Origin of the sequence: Roseibium sp. TrichSKD4 (assembly GCF_000148725.1) — a bacterium.
GTDB lineage: Bacteria > Pseudomonadota > Alphaproteobacteria > Rhizobiales > Stappiaceae > Roseibium.
Genome location: NZ_GL476300.1, coordinates 249,359 through 269,660, shown reverse-complemented (window position 1 = coordinate 269,660; position 20,302 = coordinate 249,359). Strand labels below are relative to the sequence as shown.

Annotated in this window: 17 protein-coding genes; 9 read left to right on the top strand and 8 right to left on the bottom strand. The window is 53.1% G+C overall.

Annotated features, from left to right (window positions below; all coding sequences use genetic code 11):
* Position 1: 1 nt before the first annotated feature.
* From TRICHSKD4_RS01255 to purD, 4 genes are all read right to left on the bottom strand, one after another.
* Entirely contained in the window at positions 2-844 is an 843-nt protein-coding gene (locus tag TRICHSKD4_RS01255; RefSeq protein WP_009758894.1) for a patatin-like phospholipase family protein, read from the bottom strand.
* A 103-nt stretch (positions 845-947) separates the two neighbouring features.
* Complete coding sequence (locus tag TRICHSKD4_RS01250) at positions 948-4,160, bottom strand: bifunctional diguanylate cyclase/phosphodiesterase (protein ID WP_009758893.1); 3,213 nt, start codon at positions 4,158-4,160, stop codon at positions 948-950.
* 299 nt (positions 4,161-4,459) lie between these two features.
* The gene (locus TRICHSKD4_RS01245; protein WP_040615836.1) at positions 4,460-5,374 is read right to left on the bottom strand and encodes an alpha/beta fold hydrolase; all 915 of its coding nucleotides are present in this window, start codon (positions 5,372-5,374) and stop codon (positions 4,460-4,462) included.
* Between the two features lie 27 nt (positions 5,375-5,401).
* On the bottom strand, positions 5,402-6,670 hold the full coding sequence (gene purD / locus TRICHSKD4_RS01240) for a phosphoribosylamine--glycine ligase (protein WP_009758890.1): 1,269 nt from the start codon (positions 6,668-6,670) through the stop codon (positions 5,402-5,404).
* A gap of 186 nt (positions 6,671-6,856) precedes the next feature.
* Here purD and ubiA point away from each other — a divergent pair, with 186 nt between their 5' ends.
* The gene (gene ubiA / locus TRICHSKD4_RS01235) at positions 6,857-7,801 is read left to right on the top strand and encodes a 4-hydroxybenzoate octaprenyltransferase (protein ID WP_009758889.1); all 945 of its coding nucleotides are present in this window, start codon (positions 6,857-6,859) and stop codon (positions 7,799-7,801) included.
* 46 nt (positions 7,802-7,847) lie between these two features.
* Here ubiA and TRICHSKD4_RS27815 read toward each other — a convergent pair whose 3' ends face one another.
* Together TRICHSKD4_RS27815 and TRICHSKD4_RS01225 are read right to left on the bottom strand one after the other, a co-directional pair.
* Positions 7,848-9,095 (bottom strand): GGDEF domain-containing protein, encoded by a 1,248-nt coding sequence (locus TRICHSKD4_RS27815; RefSeq protein WP_139051912.1) that lies wholly within the window; start codon positions 9,093-9,095, stop codon positions 7,848-7,850.
* A 289-nt stretch (positions 9,096-9,384) separates the two neighbouring features.
* A complete protein-coding gene (locus tag TRICHSKD4_RS01225; RefSeq protein WP_009758887.1) occupies positions 9,385-9,966 on the bottom strand; it encodes a DUF6101 family protein in 582 nt (193 codons plus the stop codon).
* A gap of 278 nt (positions 9,967-10,244) precedes the next feature.
* Between TRICHSKD4_RS01225 and TRICHSKD4_RS01220 the strand changes: the two genes are divergently transcribed.
* The 6 genes from TRICHSKD4_RS01220 to lpxK are packed head-to-tail and all read left to right on the top strand — an operon-like array spanning position 10,245 to position 15,725.
* Complete coding sequence (locus TRICHSKD4_RS01220) at positions 10,245-11,588, top strand: TldD/PmbA family protein (protein WP_009758886.1); 1,344 nt, start codon at positions 10,245-10,247, stop codon at positions 11,586-11,588.
* Complete coding sequence (locus TRICHSKD4_RS01215; RefSeq protein WP_009758885.1) at positions 11,575-12,387, top strand: 3'(2'),5'-bisphosphate nucleotidase CysQ; 813 nt, start codon at positions 11,575-11,577, stop codon at positions 12,385-12,387. The genes TRICHSKD4_RS01220 and TRICHSKD4_RS01215 overlap by 14 nt, the downstream gene beginning before the upstream one ends.
* A gap of 32 nt (positions 12,388-12,419) precedes the next feature.
* Positions 12,420-12,659 (top strand): DUF4170 domain-containing protein, encoded by a 240-nt coding sequence (locus TRICHSKD4_RS01210; protein ID WP_009758884.1) that lies wholly within the window; start codon positions 12,420-12,422, stop codon positions 12,657-12,659.
* A gap of 37 nt (positions 12,660-12,696) precedes the next feature.
* Positions 12,697-13,395: a lysophospholipid acyltransferase family protein gene (locus TRICHSKD4_RS01205; protein WP_040615834.1), complete on the top strand. Its 699-nt coding sequence runs from the start codon at positions 12,697-12,699 to the stop codon at positions 13,393-13,395.
* Positions 13,388-14,671: a 3-deoxy-D-manno-octulosonic acid transferase gene (locus TRICHSKD4_RS01200; protein ID WP_009758882.1), complete on the top strand. Its 1,284-nt coding sequence runs from the start codon at positions 13,388-13,390 to the stop codon at positions 14,669-14,671. Before TRICHSKD4_RS01205 ends, TRICHSKD4_RS01200 begins: the two co-directional genes overlap by 8 nt.
* 28 nt (positions 14,672-14,699) lie before the next feature.
* Positions 14,700-15,725, top strand: a complete 1,026-nt coding sequence (gene lpxK / locus TRICHSKD4_RS01195; protein ID WP_009758881.1) for a tetraacyldisaccharide 4'-kinase — start codon at positions 14,700-14,702, stop codon at positions 15,723-15,725.
* Between the two features lie 18 nt (positions 15,726-15,743).
* On the opposite strand, the gene TRICHSKD4_RS01190 is transcribed toward lpxK, so the two are convergent.
* Entirely contained in the window at positions 15,744-15,965 is a 222-nt protein-coding gene (locus TRICHSKD4_RS01190) for a DUF2093 domain-containing protein (protein ID WP_009758880.1), read from the bottom strand.
* 302 nt (positions 15,966-16,267) lie between these two features.
* Between TRICHSKD4_RS01190 and tldD the strand changes: the two genes are divergently transcribed.
* On the top strand, positions 16,268-17,692 hold the full coding sequence (tldD, locus tag TRICHSKD4_RS01185; protein ID WP_009758878.1) for a metalloprotease TldD: 1,425 nt from the start codon (positions 16,268-16,270) through the stop codon (positions 17,690-17,692).
* A 161-nt stretch (positions 17,693-17,853) separates the two neighbouring features.
* The gene (locus TRICHSKD4_RS01180) at positions 17,854-19,566 is read left to right on the top strand and encodes a monovalent cation:proton antiporter-2 (CPA2) family protein (RefSeq protein WP_009758877.1); all 1,713 of its coding nucleotides are present in this window, start codon (positions 17,854-17,856) and stop codon (positions 19,564-19,566) included.
* A gap of 69 nt (positions 19,567-19,635) precedes the next feature.
* Here TRICHSKD4_RS01180 and TRICHSKD4_RS01175 read toward each other — a convergent pair whose 3' ends face one another.
* Positions 19,636-20,205: an invasion associated locus B family protein gene (locus TRICHSKD4_RS01175; protein WP_009758876.1), complete on the bottom strand. Its 570-nt coding sequence runs from the start codon at positions 20,203-20,205 to the stop codon at positions 19,636-19,638.
* Positions 20,206-20,302: the final 97 nt, after the last annotated feature.

The window sequence follows — 20,302 nt, the reverse complement described above, 5'->3', positions numbered from 1 at the left end:
CCTAGTTGTTGTTTTTTTCTAAGTCACTCAGAATCTCTGTAAGTCGTTGAATCGTATGGACTCGTAGGCTCTCCGCTTTGTCCAGAACCTGTTGTGTTTTCAAAAAGTCCAGAACACGGATATTGTCGTTCTCCGGACGCAGGAGAAGCTCCGGCCTGCCTTGTTTGAGTTTTTGCTGCGTGATGCTCTGCATCAGGATTTGAGACGAGCCGAAGATCGCATCAAGCGAGGTCGGAGATTGCCGGTCATTGCGGGGAACTGGGGCTCCCACAACGTCCACTGCTACAACGACATCGCATTCCGGTGGCAAGCGATCAAAGGGCAGGGGGTTGACCACGCCGCCGTCAATCAAAATACGGCCTTCACGCGTAATGGGGCGGAAAACGGCTGGAATGGCGATTGATGCTGCGATCGCCGGCAGAAGTGGTCCTTTGGTAATGTCAACTTCATTGCAGCCGTAAAAATCGGTCGCCAATACCGTGAGAGGAATGTCCAGTTCTTCGAAGCTTTCTGGCAGGTGCTCAGCGACAAAGGCTTCCAGTACGTTCAATGGATCGAACGTTACAGTGCCCCCAGTAAACATGTCTGTCAGCTTTTTGGGGCGGAGCTTCCACAAAGCCCCGAGAACCGCATTCCTGTCGGCAAAAAGGTCCAGCGCGATCCCTCTAACCTCCTTGCCACTTCTCCCGGCCGCATAGGCTGCTCCCAATATTGAGCCGATGGAGGTTCCTGCGATGGCGTAGGGCCGGATGCCAAGTTCGTCAAAGGCTTCGAGAACCGGAATATGAGACATGCCTCTGGCCCCGCCGCCGCCAAGTGCAAGCCCGATGCGTGGTTCGCTCATGTGTTGTCTCCGGTTCGCAATAGCGATGCGTTCTGAGTGCCCTGAATGGAGCGCCGGACGCGGTTTTGGTGTGTACCGGAGATAAGGACCGCAACGTCACAAATCAAATGACAAAAAGTGTGTCCTTTGACGAAGCTTCCAACCAGCTTGTCATGTTCTCAAATTCCATGGGGCGAGCGATCAGGTAGCCCTGAACCGAAAAATTGCCCATCATTCTCAGGCGCTCAAATTGGGCATCTGTTTCAAGGCCTTCGCATATGACGCCAATATCAAGCGCACGAGCCAGATGGATGAGTTGGTTGATAACAATCTCTTTTTTGTGGTCGCTCAGGAGTTTGGCAGTGAATGTGCGGTCGATCTTCAGGCCATTGATGGGAAGGTCGGCCACATGAGAGAGTGAGGCATAGCCCGTCCCAAAGTCGTCCAACTCGATTTGAACGCCAAGTTGGTGCAGTTGTTCAAGAACATCGGTGCTGTCTGATTTCTTGTCATCGAAAAAGACAGACTCCAATACCTCCGCAGTAATAAGAGATGGCGGCAGGTTGTAGGTGTCAATCATTTCCTCGAAGTCAGCCAAAAGGTTGCCGGAAACCAAATGGGTCGGCGAAATGTTGACGGATATCTGACCAAACCGGAAGCCAATATCTGTCCAGTTTCTGGCGGCTTGCAGCGCTTTGTCCAGCACAACGCGGCCAAGTTGAGAGGCAAGGTTCGTTTTCTCGACAACGGAAAGGAAGGCACCCGGCGCGAGAACACCCTTGGTGGGATGGCGCCAGCGAACCAGAGCTTCAACTCCCGTGACATTTCGAGTGCGAATGTTGACCTGTGGCTGGAACACGAGAAAAAACTCGTCATTTGCGATAGCTCGTCGGAGTTCTTTTTCGGTCTCAGCCTCTGCATCGCTGTCGAGTTTCATGTCTTCGGCAAAGTAACTCCAGCGGTCTTTACCTTTCTCCTTTGAGTGGTAGAGAGCCAAATCTGCATGAACCAGAAGTGACTCGAACGTTTCACCATCAGCGGGGCAGCAAGCGACGCCCATGCTGGTGGATGGCCAGATTTGATTGCCTTCAAATTCCATCGGGATGCGCATGGCAGATGTGGCGCGGTTGCACAAAACTGCCGGGTCCGCAGCGCTACTACTTGCAATAATAACGAACTCATCGCCGCCCCAGCGGTAGGCCGTGGCATCCTCTCCGCAACAGTCACGTAGACGGCGACCAGCTTCTTCCAGGCACAAATCCCCCGCAAGGTGGCCAAGGGTGTCGTTGATCCGTTTGAAATTATCTAGATCAAGATGGATCAGGAAAGCTGGCTTGTTCTGATTTGTCTTATCGAAACGGATAGCCGCTTCGCGTTGGCAGCAGGCACGATTTGCGAGACCTGTCAGTGCGTCGAAATAAGCGATGCGTTCGGCTTCATCCCTGGCGTCGCGGATTTCCTGTTCGCGAGCTGCGCGCTCGGTGACATCAATGGCAATTGCGACATAAAGGTCACGATTGTGCTCCAAATATTTTTGGAAGCGAACCTCAACAGGATATGAACTGCCGTCTTTTCGCAGTTGGTGCCCTTCATGTTTCAAATAGCTTTGCTTGCCCTCGCGCAAGGGCGATACGAGGCTATTGAATTGCTCAATTGTCATACCCGGGCTGATGTCCCGGACTGTGCAATCAAATAGTTCTGCCATCGAGTAACCGAGGTTTTCACGGCCACACGAATTTGCGTATTCGATGTTTAGCGTACGGGCATCGATCAGATAGACCTCATTCATCGAGGCTTCCAGAATGTCCGCAAGTAACAGGCTTTGTTGTTGCGCTAGGTGCCAGTCCGTTATGTCGTGGGATGTTGCAAAAACTTTGGCCGCATCGCTGAACTCATCTGTTTGGATGTTGCCACGAACATGTATATGCCGGGTAGAACCGCCCGGGCGAATGATCTCGTGTTCAAAATCAAAACCTTGTGATTTTTCAGCTGCTTCCTTGAGTGAATTTTCAATGAGACGCAGTGTTTCGGATGGGAGCAGCGAGAACAACTGATTTTGAGCAGCATTTCCATCCAGCTCTGGATCGAGGCCGGCGATATTATACATTTCCTCAGACCAATGGACCTCCTTTGTGATGAGATCCATTTCCCAGCTGCCTATTGACGCAACCTTCTGGGCTTGCTGAAGTCGATTTCTGCTTGCTTCCAGTTCGGCTGTGTTTTCCTGCACCTCCTTCTCCAACCGCTGGCGTGTCGATAGCACCAGTCGTTGAAGCGCATGAATAAGGCGGTTGAAAATGAGCCAAAATCCGAAGGCAAGTGCAAACCCGATACCCAGAGACAGAGCTGTGCTCTGAAGGAAGGCAATGAACTCGTCCGTCATGTCCTGCAACAGGACAAATGTCGTGTGATGGTCCCTGTCCGCATGACTGACAGCCAGACTGTGGGCAATCTTGAGCTGACCGCCATCATAGTTAATACGCTCATAAATGCTGGCGGTTTGGTCAAATTTGGCCAGATAATCTGCGAAGTGAGCGGGTAGTTTCTGATGGCTTGTGTTTTTGTAGATGAAGGGGCCGGCCTGCGCCCATCCTTCTCGTGAGAGCGCTTGAGCGCTGCCACGTGGGAAGGCATCTTTCCGATAGAGCTTGATGACTTGGGCATTGACGCTGGTGCCGATGAAAGTCAACACTTCATCGACCTTCCGAGACAACTTCAAGAAGCCTTTTAATTCGTCGTTTATTGTCCAAGGACGAACCGCTGAAATAGAAAGAAATCCATTGTCATCAAACGCAAATCCACGCGTCGTGACCCCGATCTTTTTAGCCAGCTGAAGAAGGTAATCCGGCGTGTCAGGCGTTTGTAGATCAAGTTCATGCGCTTGATAGACGACCGAAAGGTCTGGCGAGTAAATGGAAAACTCGGAGATGGCATGAAAGACGGACAGCTCCCGAAACAGGGAGTCTGCTGATGCTTCGAGGCTATCAATGTCGCCAGCAAGCATGGCTTGCTTCATTCGTCCGCCTGACGAAATTCCCAACAAGGCTTGTTCAAGGCCGAGCGATGCAACCTGTCTTTGGTGTTCCAGAAGTGTTTCTGCAGAAGACGTGGTCGCTATGATCGGTTTGGCAAAGTTCCGGTATTCATTGAGCGCATTTTGTGCAGTCAAGGCCAAGACTGTTACGACCAAAAAACCGATGAAAGTGACTTTCAACGGTCTTGAAATTAAGCGCCCATCGGCACTCCAGTTTTTGAAAACCGCGTCCAGTCGGTCGCTGAACCGCTTTTGGGTTTTGGGAGAGCCATTCTTGCCAAGATCCGAAACGTGACTATTCATGGGTCAGCTGACTGTATTACGCGTGAAGGACATGAATTACGTTGTTGTCGTCGTAATATTTGATGTCTCCGGTTTGTTTCTGTCTAAGATCTTCTTATTGAAGTCTTGCGAGGTTTCTTGATTTAGAAAGGATGAAAGTAACAGAATTCGCAAATTGCCCCAGTTAAGTCGAAGCACGTATTATATTGAATACCGTAGGGTTTGGTATTGACGGTAATGCGGAGGGTCAAAGCACGCACGCGTGGGTTCCAAGAGGAATGCCTGAAACGGAACTAAGCCGAAAACGCGCAATAAAATATCTAGTGATCTGAACTAAAAAAGGTTTTCATCTGCTGGAGGGCTTCAGTCGGCGCTTCTTCCGGTAGAAAATGGCCACTGGAAATTCCTGTGCCTTTCACAGAAATTGCCCATTCTTGCCAAGTGTCGAGAGGTGTGGAGGCCGAGCTCGCAATTCCTGCATTTCCCCACAGGACGAGAGTTGGACATGAGATCTTGCGTTGGTTCTCGCGATCCAGGCTGTCGTGGTTAAGGTCTATGGTTGCACCGGCGCGATAGTCTTCGCAGGAAGCGGCGACACGGCGCGGGTTAGAAAAAGCTGCACGATAGTGCGCGAGCGCTGCTTCCGAAAAGGCCGAAAGATCTTTGCTAGCTGTCCAGCTGGCCAATGTGTGCTCCAAATAGGAAATGGCTGACGCAGAAATCAGGTTCTCGGGAAATGGCGCTGGCTGGGCGAGGAAGGCCCAGTGGTAGACTTTCAAGGCGAATTCGCGATCCATTTTCGCCCAGTAGTCAAATGTCGGCAGGATGTCGAGAACAGCAAGTTTCTTGACCTTTTGAGGATGGTCCAGTGCCATTCGATAAGACACGCGGCCGCCTCGGTCATGACCGGCAAGAAAAAACGTCTCATGCCCCTGTTCAGCCATCAGCTGCACCATCGTTTTCGCCATGGTGCGTTTGGAATAGGCTGAGTGATCTGCGGAAAGAGGCGGGCAATCGGACTGCCCGTAACCGGGTAAGTCAGCCAAAATGACCGTGAACTGATCGGATAGGGCTGGGGCAATTTTGTGCCACATTACATGGCTTTGCGGATAACCATGGAGGAGTAGAAGAGGGGCCCCCGAACCGCCAACTCGACAAAATACGTCTCCATCGGGAAAAGATATTTTTTGCGATGAAAAGCCGGGAAAGAGCTCAGGCAAGTCTCGGCTTTTCATCTTGTTCTCCAATGGTCTTGTTTAGCCTTATGATTGTAGGGCGCGCCAGCCAATATCTGTTCGGCAAAAACCTTCTGGCCAGTCGATCTTTTCTACCGCAGCATAAGCCTTGTCTCGGGCCTCTTGAACTGTAGTTCCGTGTGCTGTGACGTTGAGCACTCGGCCCCCATTTGCCAAAAGCTGTCCGTCCACTTGTTTGGTTCCAGCATGAAAAATGGCAACGTCCGGACCATCCGCAGCCTTTTCAATACCTTTGATCTGTGTGCCATTTTCATAAGATCCAGGGTACCCCTTGGCGGCAAGGACAACCGTCATGGCAACATCATCGTGCCAACGGGCATCCACCTTGTCGAGCGTGCCGTCGGCGCTGGCCAAGAGAAGGGTTAGGAGGTCGTCTTTCAGACGCATCATAAGGACCTGGCATTCAGGATCACCGAAACGGGTGTTGTACTCAATGAGGTTCGGGCCTTCGTCCGTGATCATCAAACCGGCGAACAAGACACCTTTGAACGGCGTCCCACGTTTTGCCATTTCGTCGACAGTGGGCTTGATGATTTCATCGATTGTCCGCGAAACAATAGCCTCATCCATGACAGGGGCAGGAGAATAAGCCCCCATACCGCCTGTGTTGGGGCCTTTGTCCCCATCATAGGCGCGCTTGTGATCTTGGGCGGTTGCCAGAGGCAAGAAGTTCTCACCATCGACGAGAACAAAAAAGCTGGTCTCTTCTCCTTCCAGAAACTCTTCCAGCACCACCTCGGCGCCAGCTGCTCCAAAGCTGCCTTCAAAGCAGGCGTCAACAGCCGCGAGAGCCTCTTCCTTCGTCATGGCTACGACAACGCCTTTACCTGCGGCAAGGCCATCCGCTTTCACAACAATGGGCGCGCCATGTGCTTCAACATAGGCTTTGGCATCATCAGCTGTTTTGAAGTGGCCATATTTTGCAGTTGGAATGTTTGCAGCATCGCAGATGGCTTTGGTGAATGACTTTGATCCCTCCAGTTGAGCCGCAGCTTTGCTTGGCCCGAATGCCTTGATCCCGGCAGCGGTTAGATCATCAACGAGACCGGCGACAAGCGGGGCTTCCGGTCCGACCACAACAAAGTCCACGGCATTGGTTTGGCAGAAGGAGATCACCGCCTCATGGTCTGCAACATCGACAGAAATCAACTCCGCGATTTCCGCAATCCCAGCATTCCCCGGAGCCGCAAAGAGCTTTGTCAGCAAGGGAGAATTGGAAAGTGCCCACGCCAGAGCATGTTCGCGGCCGCCAGAGCCAATGAGAAGGATGTTCATGGGCAGATGTCTCTATCTGTCAGATCAGTGTCAGGAAAAGGGTCTAAAAAAGCACCCCGCATCGATGGCCGGGGTCTAGCATGCCGCCTGAGGCGACACAATTGTTTGGCCCGAGAGAAAGGGAGTGGCTGGATAAATCGCCGAAAAACACTCGCACCTGACAATCGAACGCGTTAAACCCCTGAAATGCTGTTTTCGACGAATGATACAGGACCGGTTGCCGACGCGGTCAAACGCCATTGGGTAGATACACGGCTGCCCGCTTGGCTTCGCCCCTATGCGCGGTTGGCGCGTTGGGAAAGGCCGATTGGGTGGTGGTTGCTGTTATGGCCGTGCCTTTGGTCTGCCGCTCTGGCCGCCATCGCGTCGGGTGCTGCCTGGCCGAATCCATGGCACATGTTCCTGTTTTTTATAGGGGCAGTCGCCATGAGAGGTGCAGGCTGCACCTACAATGACATTGTTGATGAAGACATCGACGGCCAGGTGGAGAGAACACGCTCTCGGCCGATTCCGGCCGGTCAGGTAACCAGAACGCAGGCGAAGATCTTTCTGGTGCTGCAGGCTTTAACCGGTCTGGTCGTGTTGCTTCAGTTCAACACCTTTTCCATCGCCTTGGGTGTTGCATCCCTTGTGCCGGTGGCAATTTACCCGTTCATGAAGCGGATAACCAACTGGCCGCAGTTGTTCTTGGGCTTCGCTTTTTCGTGGGGCGCTTTAATGGGGTGGGCGGCGGTGTTCGGCTCTCTCGGATGGGCTCCGATCCCTCTTTATCTGGGCGGAATATGCTGGACCATTGGCTACGATACGATTTACGCCCATCAGGACAAAGAGGATGATGCGCTCGTTGGCGTGCGTTCAACCGCGCTTTTGTTCGGAGAACGGACAAAACTTGCGTTGGTTCTGCTGTACTTGTCTGCCAGCTTGCTGTTCGCATTGGCGGCTATGCTCGCCGATGCTGGCCCGCTTGCCTTCATGGGAATAGCCGCGGGAGTTGTTCATCTCTTTTGGCAGATTGTGAAGCTGGATATTGATCAGCCTGAGGAATGCCTGAAGCTGTTTCGGTCCAACGGAAAATTCGGTTGGATCATGTTTATCGGTTTTGTTCTTGATGCCCTGGTTCAGGGACTATGAAACAGTAAAGTCAGCGTCTTTATAGGCACAATCGGAAACTTGGGTCCTATATCGCTTTAGGTGTTGCGAAGCCGCTTGCCTCTGGCACGCGGCTTGTTTCGCGTACAACGTCGAGTTTGGGCTTTTTGCTTGAATATACGCGGTTTCTGCCCGCATCTTTGGCTTGATAAAGTGCACGATCTGCGAAGGCCATCGCAGTGTTTAACGGGCAGTTGGAACGGGTGTTTTCGGTGTGATACCCCGCGCTTAAAGTGACGGACAGTGCCCCGTTAAAATCCGAGCAAACAGCTTCTATAAATTTACAACGCACGCGTTCGGCATAATACATAACACGGTCATGTGGTGTGTTTTTCAAGAGTATCGCGAATTCTTCTCCGCCCAGTCGACCAATCGCAGCATCGTTGGGGAGTTCAGTCTTCAGAACATCTGCTGAAATTTTTAGAACCTTGTCACCAATAGCATGGCCATGGGTGTCGTTGACCTTCTTGAAGTGATCAAGGTCCAACATAATGACCGAGAAATCACGTTCCTTGCGGGAGTTTCGTTTCAACCAGTCGTTCGCTTCATTCAGAAAGGCGCGACGATTGTTGAGATTTGTCAGAGGATCGACTTGAGCGAGTTCTTGAAACTTCAATTGCTCTCGCTCTGTAACCATTGCGAACACAATAATCGTATTCACAAACAATGTGACGAACATGATGCCTACATAGCCGCCGATCACTTCGATACTTGAGAAGGGTTGGAAGATGGAATGCTCTGAGAGGACTGCAGAAAACGCGACGTAAAAGTGAGTAAGCGCCGCGACACAGTAAGTCCAGCCCAACCAACGCGCTGTCCGTAATCTCCCCCTATTGCAGCTCAAGACCTGATAAGCAGCTTTTGCTACTATGACAAGCAGGGCCGCATGCACATAAAAAACAATAGCGGCGTAGCTCGATTTGAAGGCTGGAACAAAATAAAGCCCAGTCCAGCCAGCCGCGGCAAGCAAACCCAGCCAATGACTGGACCGTATGCCCCAAAACTTGGAGACGGCTACTCGGCGCATGTCAGCTGCAAGAAGGATCGCAGCATTGGCAAACAAGTAGCTAATCCAATCGGGTGCGTAGCCCCGAGAAATGAGAGCAACCAACCCGAAGCCACACATCGCAAAAGAAATAATCCAGAAGGTCAAGCTTTTGACACTGCGCGCATCGATAGCCGATGGCGATGTTCTAACGAAAAGGAACAACAAAAAAGCGCCGATGAATTCAACGGCAGCAGACATTAGCAGTATTGTACCTACATCGAGCGTCACCTTGCATCTCCTCGCGTGCAAGCGCCACTTGCGAATCTTATATATGCAAAAATGGCATTTTATACCAATGGTTGCAATCGTTCTCGCTAGAGACGTGGCGCTGACGTCACACTTTGCCACTTGATAAACATCTCTGCGGCCGTGTGATCAAGATGGCGACACATTACATTGTCGAAAACAACACGGTAGTAATCTGTAAATTTTTCGGTAATTTTTAATTGAAAACAATAGATTATAGCTCACCACTTTCAGTGGAGCGCTAATCTCCGAGACCGTTTTTTGAAAGATATCAGCTGCGCGCGATGATTTCTCGCTCGTCACGATGCACGTACATTGACCCTGAAGATTGGGTGGTAAATGCTCGTTTAACGAGAAATCTCGGGCGTCGACCTGTCAGCATGGCCAATCTGCGACGAGGTGCTGGAGGAGCATCTTGTTTCGCGCTGTAAGCTTCAATCGGCTTGATGTCGCCCGCAACATCACACACCAGCATAGGCAGCTTGAGGGCTCTTGACCATTCTGGCCAGAGACGTGAAAACGCTTCAGGCTGGCTTGTTTCGGCCAGTGTAATTGAAAGTTCAGGATCCTTGTTTTTCAGGATCAACGAGGCAATCACTTCACCAGGTGCCTCTCCGGGCAAAACCTGAACCATGACACCTTCAAAAAGGTGCATCGGAACAACGACTGTCAGCGGTAGATCATTTTGGGTGCGCTCGAAGATCGCAGCATCCTGATCCAGATATACCTGTGTGTCTTCGCTGGAGCCTGAATTTTTCTGGTTGAAGTTGAGAGGAATGGAACCAGGTTCAAGTAGTACCTTGTAACCTGGTTCCAAACCTGTGGCTTCACTGTGAGCTGTTTGACGTCTCAATTTGCCTCTCCGCCGGACCTATTTGTTTTTCTGTTCGGTCATTCGACGAATACATGAATACATCGGAGGTCGTACTTATTCGCTTAAGAAGCACGGTTAAAAAAGTATAAGTCTTAACACGGTTACTGGTTTCTGACCTTCTGATTCACATTTCGTTAACTGTGGGGTTTTCGCTAAAACACATCGTAAGAATTTGACGAGTTGCCGCCAGCCTCGCATCGTCCTAAACAACTCAATACCAGCCACGCCCAAGTCGCTTCGCCAACCACGGGAAAAACATGTCTGATCTCATTGACCAACAAGCCCTTACTTCAAAAGCAGAACAATTGGTCGAAACCGCCCGAAAGCTCGGCGCGGATGCGTGTGATGTTATCGCTGTGACTGGGACGTCTCTTGCCGTGGAAGTACGGGATGGAAAAGTTGAGGAGACAGAAAGGGCCGAAGGGGGCGATGTGACCGTTCGGGTTTTTGTTGGCAAACGAAACGCTGCCGTCTCGGCCAACGCCCTGCAAGACCCGGAAGCCTTGGTCGAGCGGGCCGTTGCCATGGCAAAGGTCGCACCGGAAGATCCGTATGCGGGTCTTGCAGATCAAGACCGTCTGCTGAAGGAGTTACCTGCGCTTGAGCTGCTCGATGAGACCGAAGTTTCTGCAACAGAGCTTACAGAATGGGCAAAAGAGGCCGAAGCTGCCGGTTTAGCGGTCAGCGGTGTTTCAAAGTCCGGTGGAGCAAGTGCATCCTGGCGCCTGTCAGGCGCAGTGCTCGCCACCAGCCACGGGTTTTCAGGTGCGTATGTTGCGTCTCGCCATGGTCTGTCCATGACAGCTGTTGCCGGTGAAGGCACGTCCATGGAACGGGACTATGATTTTGACTACCGGACGTTTCTGGAAGATATGGAAAGCCCGGCTGTGATCGGACGGCGCGCAGGCGAGCGAACAGTTCGTCGTCTGAACCCCAGAAAGGTTGAGACCGGCACCGTCAACGTAATTTACGAGTCTCGCGCTGCCAAAAGTCTAGTCAGCCATTTTTCAAGCGCGGTGAATGGTGCCTCCGTGGCGCGTAAGACCAGTTTTCTGAAAAACAAGATGGGTGAACGCCTGTTTGCTCCTGGCATTCGCATTACCGATGATCCCCGGAAACGGCGCGGTGCTGCAACCCGCCCTTTTGACGGCGAGGGAACTGCTGCTGAGTTTCTCCAGATGATTGAAGATGGCGTCTTGCAGAATTGGTTTTTGGATACGGCTGCTGCCAAAGAACTCGGATTGACGCCGAATGGGCGCGCTCAACGCAGCGGAGCAGGTACATCCCCCGGCAGCACCAATCTGACACTGGAGCCGGGTCAAAAAAGCGTAGAGCAAATGATGGCAGAGACAGGTCGTGGTCTTCTGGTTACAGATCTTATTGGCCACGGCGTCAATGCTGTAACTGGCGACTACTCGCGAGGTGCCGCGGGTTTCTGGTACGAAAACGGCGAGATCGTCCATCCTGTCAGCGAAATCACCATTGCCGGAAACTTGATCGACATGTTTGCGCGCCTCGTTCCAGCCAACGACCTGGACGCTCGATACTCCGTCGCAGCGCCATCCATCCTGATTGAGGACATGGCACTTGCCGGCGAGTAACCAAGACGTCACCGGCACCGCCAATACCAAAGATCTTCACCTTTTGCGTGAAGCGGCACTTGAGGCCGGTGAATTGGCGTTGTCATTTTTCGGCAAAGACCCCGAAACCTGGCTGAAGGGCGGCAAGTCGCCGGTCTCTGAGGCCGACCTTGCCGTAGATGGGTTTCTTGCGGACACCCTCAAGACCGCTCGCCCTGACTATGGTTGGTTGTCAGAGGAAACTTTGGATGACAAGGAGCGGCTTAATCGGGAGCGCACCTTTATCATCGATCCGATAGATGGAACCCGGGCCTTTCTTGCCGGCGGTGATGAATGGACCGTGGCTGTAGCAGTCGTCGAAAAGGGGAGGCCTGTCGCGGGTGTTGTCTACGCCCCGATGCGCAAAGAGCTGTATACCGCGCAAATGGGGGGCGGCAGCTTCTTGAATGACGCAGCGATTTCAGTTGCAGGGTCAAAGGCTGTTGCAGGGGCGACCCTGAGCGGCCCACCGTCTGTAAACGACCATGAGGACTTGGCGGGAGTTGGTGTCAAAAAGACCACCTATATCCGCTCTTTGGCCTACAGACTTGTGCTTGTTGCCAATGGTCAGGTGGATATCGGCGTTGCACGCGCCGGTCCAAGCGATTGGGATCTTGCAGCTGCGGACCTTTTGGTGCAGGAAGCAGGCGGAACACTGGCGGACCTCACTGGGCAACGTCTGGCCTATAACAAGGCAAAGACCCGCCATCCTGCGTTGATCGCAGCGCCCGTAGATTTGCTCGACCCGGCACGAGCTGCATTTGGCAGCCTGCTTGGGTGACCGACTTGAACTGATTTTTGAAAGGGCCTCACATGAGCGGCACTGAAGAGAACAAGCAACTTCTTCACCTGGTATTCGGCGGTGAATTGGAAACGCCAGAAGGTATAACCTTCCGTTATCTCGATGAACTGGACATCGTTGGCATCTACCCGAACTACGCTGAAGCTTATGTCGCGTGGAAGGCAAAGGCGCAATCCACCGTCGACAACGCACACATGCGCTATTTCATCGTGCACATGCACCGCTTGCTTGACCCGGATACAGCAGCCTGATCTGGCTGGCTGAAGCAAATAGGGTTTTGGGCGTCTAATGCTAAAGAGTCTTGGCCGAAATCCGCGAGTGTTGCGCGCTGTTGGCGTTCTCATGGCGGAGTATCTAAGGTTTGTCCACCGCACCAACCGCTTCACGGTTGCCCCTGAAGGGATTTATGAAATGGTTGGATACGGTCTGCCATACATAATTGCCATGTGGCACGGCCAACACTTCATGATGCCGTTCACACGCCCATCAGACGTGCCTGTGAAAGTCATGATTTCCCGCTCAGCGGATGGCGAAATAAACGCTGTCGCGGCTGAGCGTCTCGGGATCGGCCTGATACGGGCGTCTGGCAGCCAGAAAAAACACCAGATCAAAAAACGCGGAGGAATGCGCGGTTTCATTGAATGCCTGCGCACCTTGAAAGAAGGCGACAGCGTTGCTCTGACGGCGGATGTGCCCAAAGGTCCGGCACGGGTCGCTGGTTTGGGTATCGTTCAGATTGCAAAGCACTCTGGTCGTCCGATCCTGCCCATCGCGATTTGCACAAGCCGTAGTATCGAGTTGAACAGCTGGGACAAAGCGAGCATCAACTTGCCGTTTGGCAAAGGCGGAATAGCGTTTGGAGAACCGATCCACGTCGCGAAAGAAGCCACCGATGAAGAGTTGGAAGCAGCGCGTTTGGCGGTGGAAAATGGCCTGAACGATGTCACGGAAACAGCCTACACCCTTGTAGGGCGTCCGAATGGCTGAAAAGCGCCCACTGCCGGTCAAACTTTATTTGGGTCTGACCCGCTTGGGAGAACCGCTTTATTCGGTGCTTCATAAAAAACGCATCAAAAAGGGCAAGGATGATCCGCTCCGCAGTGGAGAGAGGTTCGGAGAGCCCGGCCAAACACGCCCGGAAGGAACTCTTGTCTGGGTCCACGCGGCTAGCGTTGGCGAGACGAATTCAGTGCTTCCCTTGATAGAGGCCCTTGCAGAACAGGGTCACACTGTTTTGCTGACAACCGTGACGATGACTTCAGCAGAGATCGCCGTCAAACAATTGCCTGATCGAGCGGTCCATCAATACGCGCCTTTTGACAGTCCCCGACTTCTGGAAAGTTTCTTAAACTACTGGCAGCCAAGTGTTGCCCTCTTTGTGGAGTCGGAAATATGGCCGGGCACGCTCGCCGCTCTAAAAGAGCGCAATTGCCCAACCGTGCTGGTGAATGGGCGCATGTCTCAGCGATCTTTTCGCGGTTGGGGCAAAGCTCCGTCTACGGCGGGTTTTCTTTTTGGCGCGTTTGATCTGGCAATGGCGCAGTCACCTCATGATGGCGAACGTCTTCAAAGGCTTGGTTGCAAAAGGGTCGAGTGTCCCGGGAACCTGAAGTTTGACTCTGTCGTTCCAGACCCGTCTTTTGAGGAAGTAGCCAGACTGAAGGCTGCCATCGGCTCACGAAAGGTTTGGTTGGCTGCACTCACACATCCGGGCGAAGAAGAAAGCGCTTTTGCGGCGCACTTGGACGTTCGAGACCGTCATCCAGGTGGGTTGTTGATGCTGGTGCCACGCCACCCGGATCGGCGAGCGGAAATCGCGACTTTGGCAAAAGAGTACGGGCTCTCGGTCTCACAGCGGTCCAAGGGCGCGCTCCCAGCTCTCACAGATGACGTTTATCTGGGAGACACGCTGGGAGAGATGGGGCTCTTTTATTCTCTGGCTCCCATTGCCTTCCTTGGAGGGTCACTAACGGATCGCGGGGGACACAATCCGCTTGAGGCCATCCAGTTTGACACTGCACTGATCACCGGCCCTCATGTGGCTAATGCGAAAAACACCTATCGCGACCTTTGGACAGCTGGTGCAGCCCGGAAGATCCCGTCGGCTGATAAGTTGGCTGAGGAAGTCAATTTTCTGCTTGAAAACGAGGCGGAATGCGCCTCACAAATAGCCAATGCGCATAAGATTATTGAAAATGGGCGCGGCGCATTGGTCCGGGTCATGAAATTGATTGAGCCATATCTGCCCTCGACAGGGCGATAATTAGAAACAGATTGGGAGTAAGGGTGCGGTGAAAGCTCCGGATTTCTGGTGGTCCAGTAGCACTACGCTGTCCGCCGCCCTTCTATCGCCTGTGTCTTGGATATACGGGTGGATTTCTGCCCGAAAAATGCACTCAAAGCCGAAAGGCGAAAGCCGATTACCCGTTGTCTGCATTGGAAACTTCGTTGTTGGTGGAACGGGTAAGACCCCGTTTTCGCTTATGCTTGCGGAACTTTTGAAAAACGAGGGTTTGCGCCCTGGATTTCTGCTGCGTGGGTACGGCGGAAGCGAGCAGGGGCCGTTGTTGATCAACCCCGACGATCACGTTGCCCGCCAGGTTGGCGATGAAGCATTGATGCTGGCAAGGTCGGGTCCCACGATAATTTCCTCAGATCGTGTCGCCGGTTCGCGCTTTGCCGAAAAGCAGGAAATTGATGTCCTGTTGATGGATGACGGGTTTCAAAATCCGGCTTTGAAAAAGGACCTGTCTTTTGTTCTGGTAGATGCCGCTTATGGTTTGGGTAACGGGAAGTGCCTTCCTTCTGGCCCTTTGCGGGCACCGATGTCCGCGCAAATTGTCGCAACCGATGTGCTTGTGGTCGTGGGAGAGGGGCAACAGGCAGAGCCGGCGATCAAGTTGGCCTCACGAAAAGGCATCCCGATCATCTATGCCCGCCTTGAGCCTGGATACGTAGATGACTTGAAGAATGGCAGTCTCTATGCGTTTGCCGGTATAGGGCGTCCCGAAAAGTTCTACGATACCCTGCGCGCACTGAAGCTGGATGTCGCTGAAACTCTGAGCTTTCCTGATCATCACGAGTTTTCAGAAGCCGAAGCGCAGAAGCTGCTGGAACTCTCCGAACAGCGACACCTTCAATTGGTCACAACCGAAAAAGACATGGTGCGCATTGAGACCGCGCGTCCGGAAATTTTCAGATGGTTGGCGACGCGAACAGAAGTTCTGCCGGTGTATATGCGCGTCCCGGATGGGGAGCGGTTGTCCCATATCGTGCAAGAGCGCATCAACAAACGGCGCTACGAGTTGGGCCGGTAGCGGCGGGACGCCGCCAGATTATGAGCTTTTCTGGGTTTCTTGAAACCGCTTGAGTGATGCATGAGCATCAATATAGGGTTCCTGCAATTCAACAGACCAGTATTTCAGCTCATCAAGTGGAATGACTGTATCTGTCACAGCGCACCGCACAAAAGTTCCCGGTGTCTCGACCTGATAATCTCCATCCAGATACCGGATACGAGCTTCGTTGGGCATGCCAGGTTTTTCAAATCGGTTCATCGAACTTGCGCCTTATCCATTGCGAACGGTCCTTTTAAGCGAGCTTTGGGGGGAGAGCAACAATTGCGCCTGATCAGAACTGTCAGCAGTTGAGATAATGTGGCAGGCGCTTTACAGCTTCAACGGCAAAAAAACTTGAGAAACCTTGTGGGTTTTGGGTGATTTGGCGGGGAAATCGCCTATGTTTGATGAAAGCAGACGATTCATCGAAAATCGTTTGAACCGTGATGGCCGCAGGCTGCGTTATAATGCTGCGCAAAGCCGAGAATGGCCATCTTTGCCACAGTCCAATGGGGATATGCATGTCTGACGTCAGCACCGATCTCATCGAAGCATCCGGCCTCGGGCTTGAGGCCGCCAAGCGCATTACGGGTGAGGCCTTGAATGGGGCGGATGATGGTGAGTTGTTTGTTGAATACAAGCAGACGGAAGGTCTCGTATTTGATAACGGGCGTTTGAAAGCTGCCAATTACGACACATCCCAAGGCTTTGGTTTGCGTGCTGTTGCTGGAGAAGCTGCGGGCTATGCCCATGCGGGTGATATCTCCGAAGCGGCTTTAAAAAGGGCGGCTGATGCGGTTTCTGCCGTCAAATCCGGCCATTCTGGCGCATATGCTGCTGCGCCGACCCGCACCAATCAGGCGCTTTATTCAGATGCCAACCCACTCGGCAGCCCGAGTTTTGAGGACAAGGTCAAGCTACTGCAGGAAATCGATGCCTACGCGCGTCAGAAAGACCCGCGCGTGCGGCAGGTTACGGCCTCTCTTTCCGGCCAATGGCAGGTTGTCGATATTCTGCGGGCCGATGGCCACCGAGTTCGAGATGTCCGGCCACTGGTGCGATTGAACATCTCTGTCATTGCCGGAAATGATGATCGCCAGGAAAGTGGCATGTTTGGCTGCGGCGGGCGTGAAGCTTTTGATCAGTTCATTGACCCGCAAAACTGGCAGGCTGGCGTTGATGAGGCTCTTCGACAGGCCCTTGTGAATTTGGAAGCTGTTCCGGCTCCAGCTGGGACGATGGATGTTGTGCTTGGCGCGGGCTGGCCGGGGATTTTGCTTCATGAGGCCGTAGGTCACGGACTGGAAGGTGATTTCAACCGCAAGAAAACATCCGCCTTTGCAGGGTTGATGGGCGAGCGCGTTGCAGCACCGGGCGTGACCATTGTAGATGACGGTACCATTCCGGACCGGCGTGGCTCGCTCTCAATCGATGACGAGGGGACACCCTCCTCACGCACGGTTCTGATCGAAGATGGCATCCTCAAGGGCTACATGCAGGACAGGCAGAACGCCCGCTTGATGGGAATGGAGCCAACCGGAAATGGACGTCGGCAGTCCTATGCGCACATTCCAATGCCGCGCATGACCAACACTGTCATGATGAACGGTGACAAGGATCCGCAGGAAATCTTGGAATCTGTGAAGGACGGAATTTATGCCGTTTCCTTTGGAGGCGGGCAGGTGGACATTACATCTGGCAAATTCGTTTTCTCCTGTACCGAAGCCTACCGAGTTGAAAACGGCAAGATCGGCGCGCCAGTAAAAGGCGCGATGCTGATCGGCAATGGTCCAGACGCCCTGACCCGCGTCACCATGATCGGAAATGACATGAAACTGGATCCAGGCCTCGGAACATGCGGGAAGCAGGGGCAGGGCGTGCCTGTCGGCGTTGGGCAGCCGTCCATGCGGATAAATGCCCTGACAGTCGGCGGAACCGCGGTTTAAGGTTTTCAACAATCGCAATTCTCGATTGCGGTTGGTCAATGCAAGTAAGGTCGGTTCCAGCGATGGTGAGACGGCCGGTCCGAGAGGGCCGGCAGAAGTATTGACACGGCCTGACCCCAGGCGGTCACCCGTTGTGACGAATGATCGGATATCAATAGATTATGGCTGCGGAAACCGCCCCACCATTCTTTGCTGAATCAATTGTATTTCTGGCGGCAACAGTTGTTGCTGTTCCCATTGCCAAGCGCCTTGGCCTTGGTTCTGTGGTCGGATATCTGGCGGCAGGCGCAGCAATTGGTCCTTTCGGTTTGGGGTTTCTGGCGTCTGGCGAAGATGTCCTGAAAATCGCAGAACTCGGCGTAGTACTCCTTCTGTTTGTGATCGGGTTGGAACTCGATCCAGCAAAACTCTGGCGCATGAAACGGGATATTTTTGGCCTTGGAACAGCTCAGGTGGGGCTGACAGGTTTGTGCCTCTTTAGTCTTGCGACCTTTCTCGACATGGGCAACAGCGCAGCATTGGTTGCAGGCTTCGGTTTAGCCTTGTCGTCCACCGCGTTTGCCTTGCAAATTCTTCAAGAGCGCGGCCAACTGTCTTCGCCATATGGTCAGCGGGCGTTTGGAATTCTGCTGTTTCAGGATATATCAATCGTCCCATTATTAGCGATGGTTGCCTTGCTCGCGCCTGACAGGGGCGTGAGTTCCGGCGGGGACGCATTAAAAGAAGTTTCCATTGTCCTTGCGGCGGTGGCCGCGGTTATTCTCACGGGGCGCTACCTCATATCACCCATCTTCTCCCTACTGGCTGCAACACGAGCGCGAGAGGTGATGCTGTCTGCGGCGCTTCTTGTTGCTCTTGGAAGCGCCGGGATCATGCATTCCGTGGGGCTTTCAATGGCACTCGGAGCCTTTTTGGCAGGGGTGCTATTAGCAGAATCCAGTTTTCGCCATACGCTGGAAGCGGATATCGAGCCCTTCCGCTCTCTGCTGATGGGGCTGTTTTTTGTCGCTGTTGGCATGTCGCTCGATTTCAGCGTACTTGGCGACAATCTCGGGTTCATTGCTGCTGGTGTTGTCGTGGTCATGGTGACCAAAGGTGTGTTTCTTTGGGCCTTGTCGCGCGTGACTGGCTCCAGCAATTCAGATGCTCTGCGGATCGCAGTTACTCTTCCTCAAGGCGGTGAATTTGCCTTTGTTCTCTTTACTGCGGCCGTCGGTGGCGGAATCCTGGCTTTTGAAACAGTCAATCTCCTAAATGCGATTGTCATCCTCACCATGCTGTTCACGCCCATTGCGTGTTTGGTACTGGATGGTGTTGCCGCGCGGATTAAGGCGCGGGGCGTGGAAAACCCATCTATTGAGACCTTTGATGAAGCCACGCCTACTGTGCTGGTTATTGGATTCGGACGTTTCGGGATGACCGTAGCTGAATCCCTGACAGCTGACGGTTTGGAAATCACCGCGATCGACAATCGGCCCGACCGGATCTCTTATGCGCGCAAGCTCGGCTACAATGTCTTTTATGGAGATGCGACACGCTCGGACGTTTTAACGGCTGCTGGTGCCGGCAAAGCTGCTCTTGTCGCCATGTGCATAGAAAATGACAAGGTGATGGGGCGAGCGATCGACCTGATCCGGGAAGAGTTTCCAGAGGTCAAGCTTTTCTGCCGGGCGACCGACAGTGCGCATGCCTTGTCATTGAAAGAAAAGGGTGTCGATTTCCAGATCCGAGAGACATTCGAATCGAGTCTTGCCTTTGGTCGTGCTGCCCTGGCAGCCCTCGGGACGCCGACCGATCGGATTGAGCAGATCGAAGACAAGATCCGCCAAAACGATTTGGAGCGACTTGAGCAACGTCTGGCGGAAAAAACGTGAGGTTCAAGGCCTTCCAGGGGCACAGAATTTGAAACATTAAAGGGGCCGATTTGGCCCCTTTGGTATATTCTAAGGCAGTGCGTTGAAACCGGCGGAAAAGCCGCGCAGTGAAATTGGAATGCCGATCCCCTCTTCCGGAGTTTGGAATATGATGAAGGTTGCGAGCGATCCGGCTTGAAACTTGGAGAGAAGCTCCTCTTCCAAAATGACCTCCGCGATACAGCCATTTGGCAAGCAGCGGACAAAGGCGGCACGGCCAATATCCGCATTATCAACTTTCAGGCCAAGGCCAGATGGCAGAAGCACGCCTAGCGGTGCCAGAACGCGTAAAATCCGCGCTTGATTGTCAGCTGTTTTCAGAACAATGACCGACAAGCCAACATTTTCCCTGTCTTCAGCAGTAACATTCTGGATCAGGGCGCACTGTTCGCCGCCTGCGCCGGGAGGTGTGTCGCATCGCAGTTGCCAGTCACCATGTGTAGATTTGATCTCACCCTGTGCAAGCGAAGGGGCGCTTGCGCCCGCCAAAGCTGCGCCAGCTATCAGAGCGGCTGCACATGCGCGGCTTGCAGAGGCAATTGCCCTACTGTGTAGCTGCTGGAGCAGGGATTTGAGCGAAAGATTCGGGAAGGTCGACACGGGGTCCTCCGAAATGGTCAGTATCTTGTGCCGTATTGTCGAAGCTGACGGGCCACGAATCAGGCTGAAATTCAGGTGACGAGATTGCAACATGCAA

Coding starts and splice junctions, on each gene's coding strand:
- TRICHSKD4_RS01255 (WP_009758894.1), bottom strand. CDS start 844: ATGAGCGAACCACGCATCGGGCTTGCACTTGGCGGCGGCGGGGCCAGA.
- TRICHSKD4_RS01250 (WP_009758893.1), bottom strand. CDS start 4,160: ATGAATAGTCACGTTTCGGATCTTGGCAAGAATGGCTCTCCCAAAACC.
- TRICHSKD4_RS01245 (WP_040615836.1), bottom strand. CDS start 5,374: ATGAAAAGCCGAGACTTGCCTGAGCTCTTTCCCGGCTTTTCATCGCAA.
- purD (WP_009758890.1), bottom strand. CDS start 6,670: ATGAACATCCTTCTCATTGGCTCTGGCGGCCGCGAACATGCTCTGGCG.
- ubiA (WP_009758889.1), top strand. CDS start 6,857: ATGCTGTTTTCGACGAATGATACAGGACCGGTTGCCGACGCGGTCAAA.
- TRICHSKD4_RS01220 (WP_009758886.1), top strand. CDS start 10,245: ATGTCTGATCTCATTGACCAACAAGCCCTTACTTCAAAAGCAGAACAA.
- TRICHSKD4_RS01210 (WP_009758884.1), top strand. CDS start 12,420: ATGAGCGGCACTGAAGAGAACAAGCAACTTCTTCACCTGGTATTCGGC.
- TRICHSKD4_RS01205 (WP_040615834.1), top strand. CDS start 12,697: ATGCTAAAGAGTCTTGGCCGAAATCCGCGAGTGTTGCGCGCTGTTGGC.
- TRICHSKD4_RS01200 (WP_009758882.1), top strand. CDS start 13,388: ATGGCTGAAAAGCGCCCACTGCCGGTCAAACTTTATTTGGGTCTGACC.
- TRICHSKD4_RS01190 (WP_009758880.1), bottom strand. CDS start 15,965: ATGAACCGATTTGAAAAACCTGGCATGCCCAACGAAGCTCGTATCCGG.
- tldD (WP_009758878.1), top strand. CDS start 16,268: ATGTCTGACGTCAGCACCGATCTCATCGAAGCATCCGGCCTCGGGCTT.
- TRICHSKD4_RS01180 (WP_009758877.1), top strand. CDS start 17,854: ATGGCTGCGGAAACCGCCCCACCATTCTTTGCTGAATCAATTGTATTT.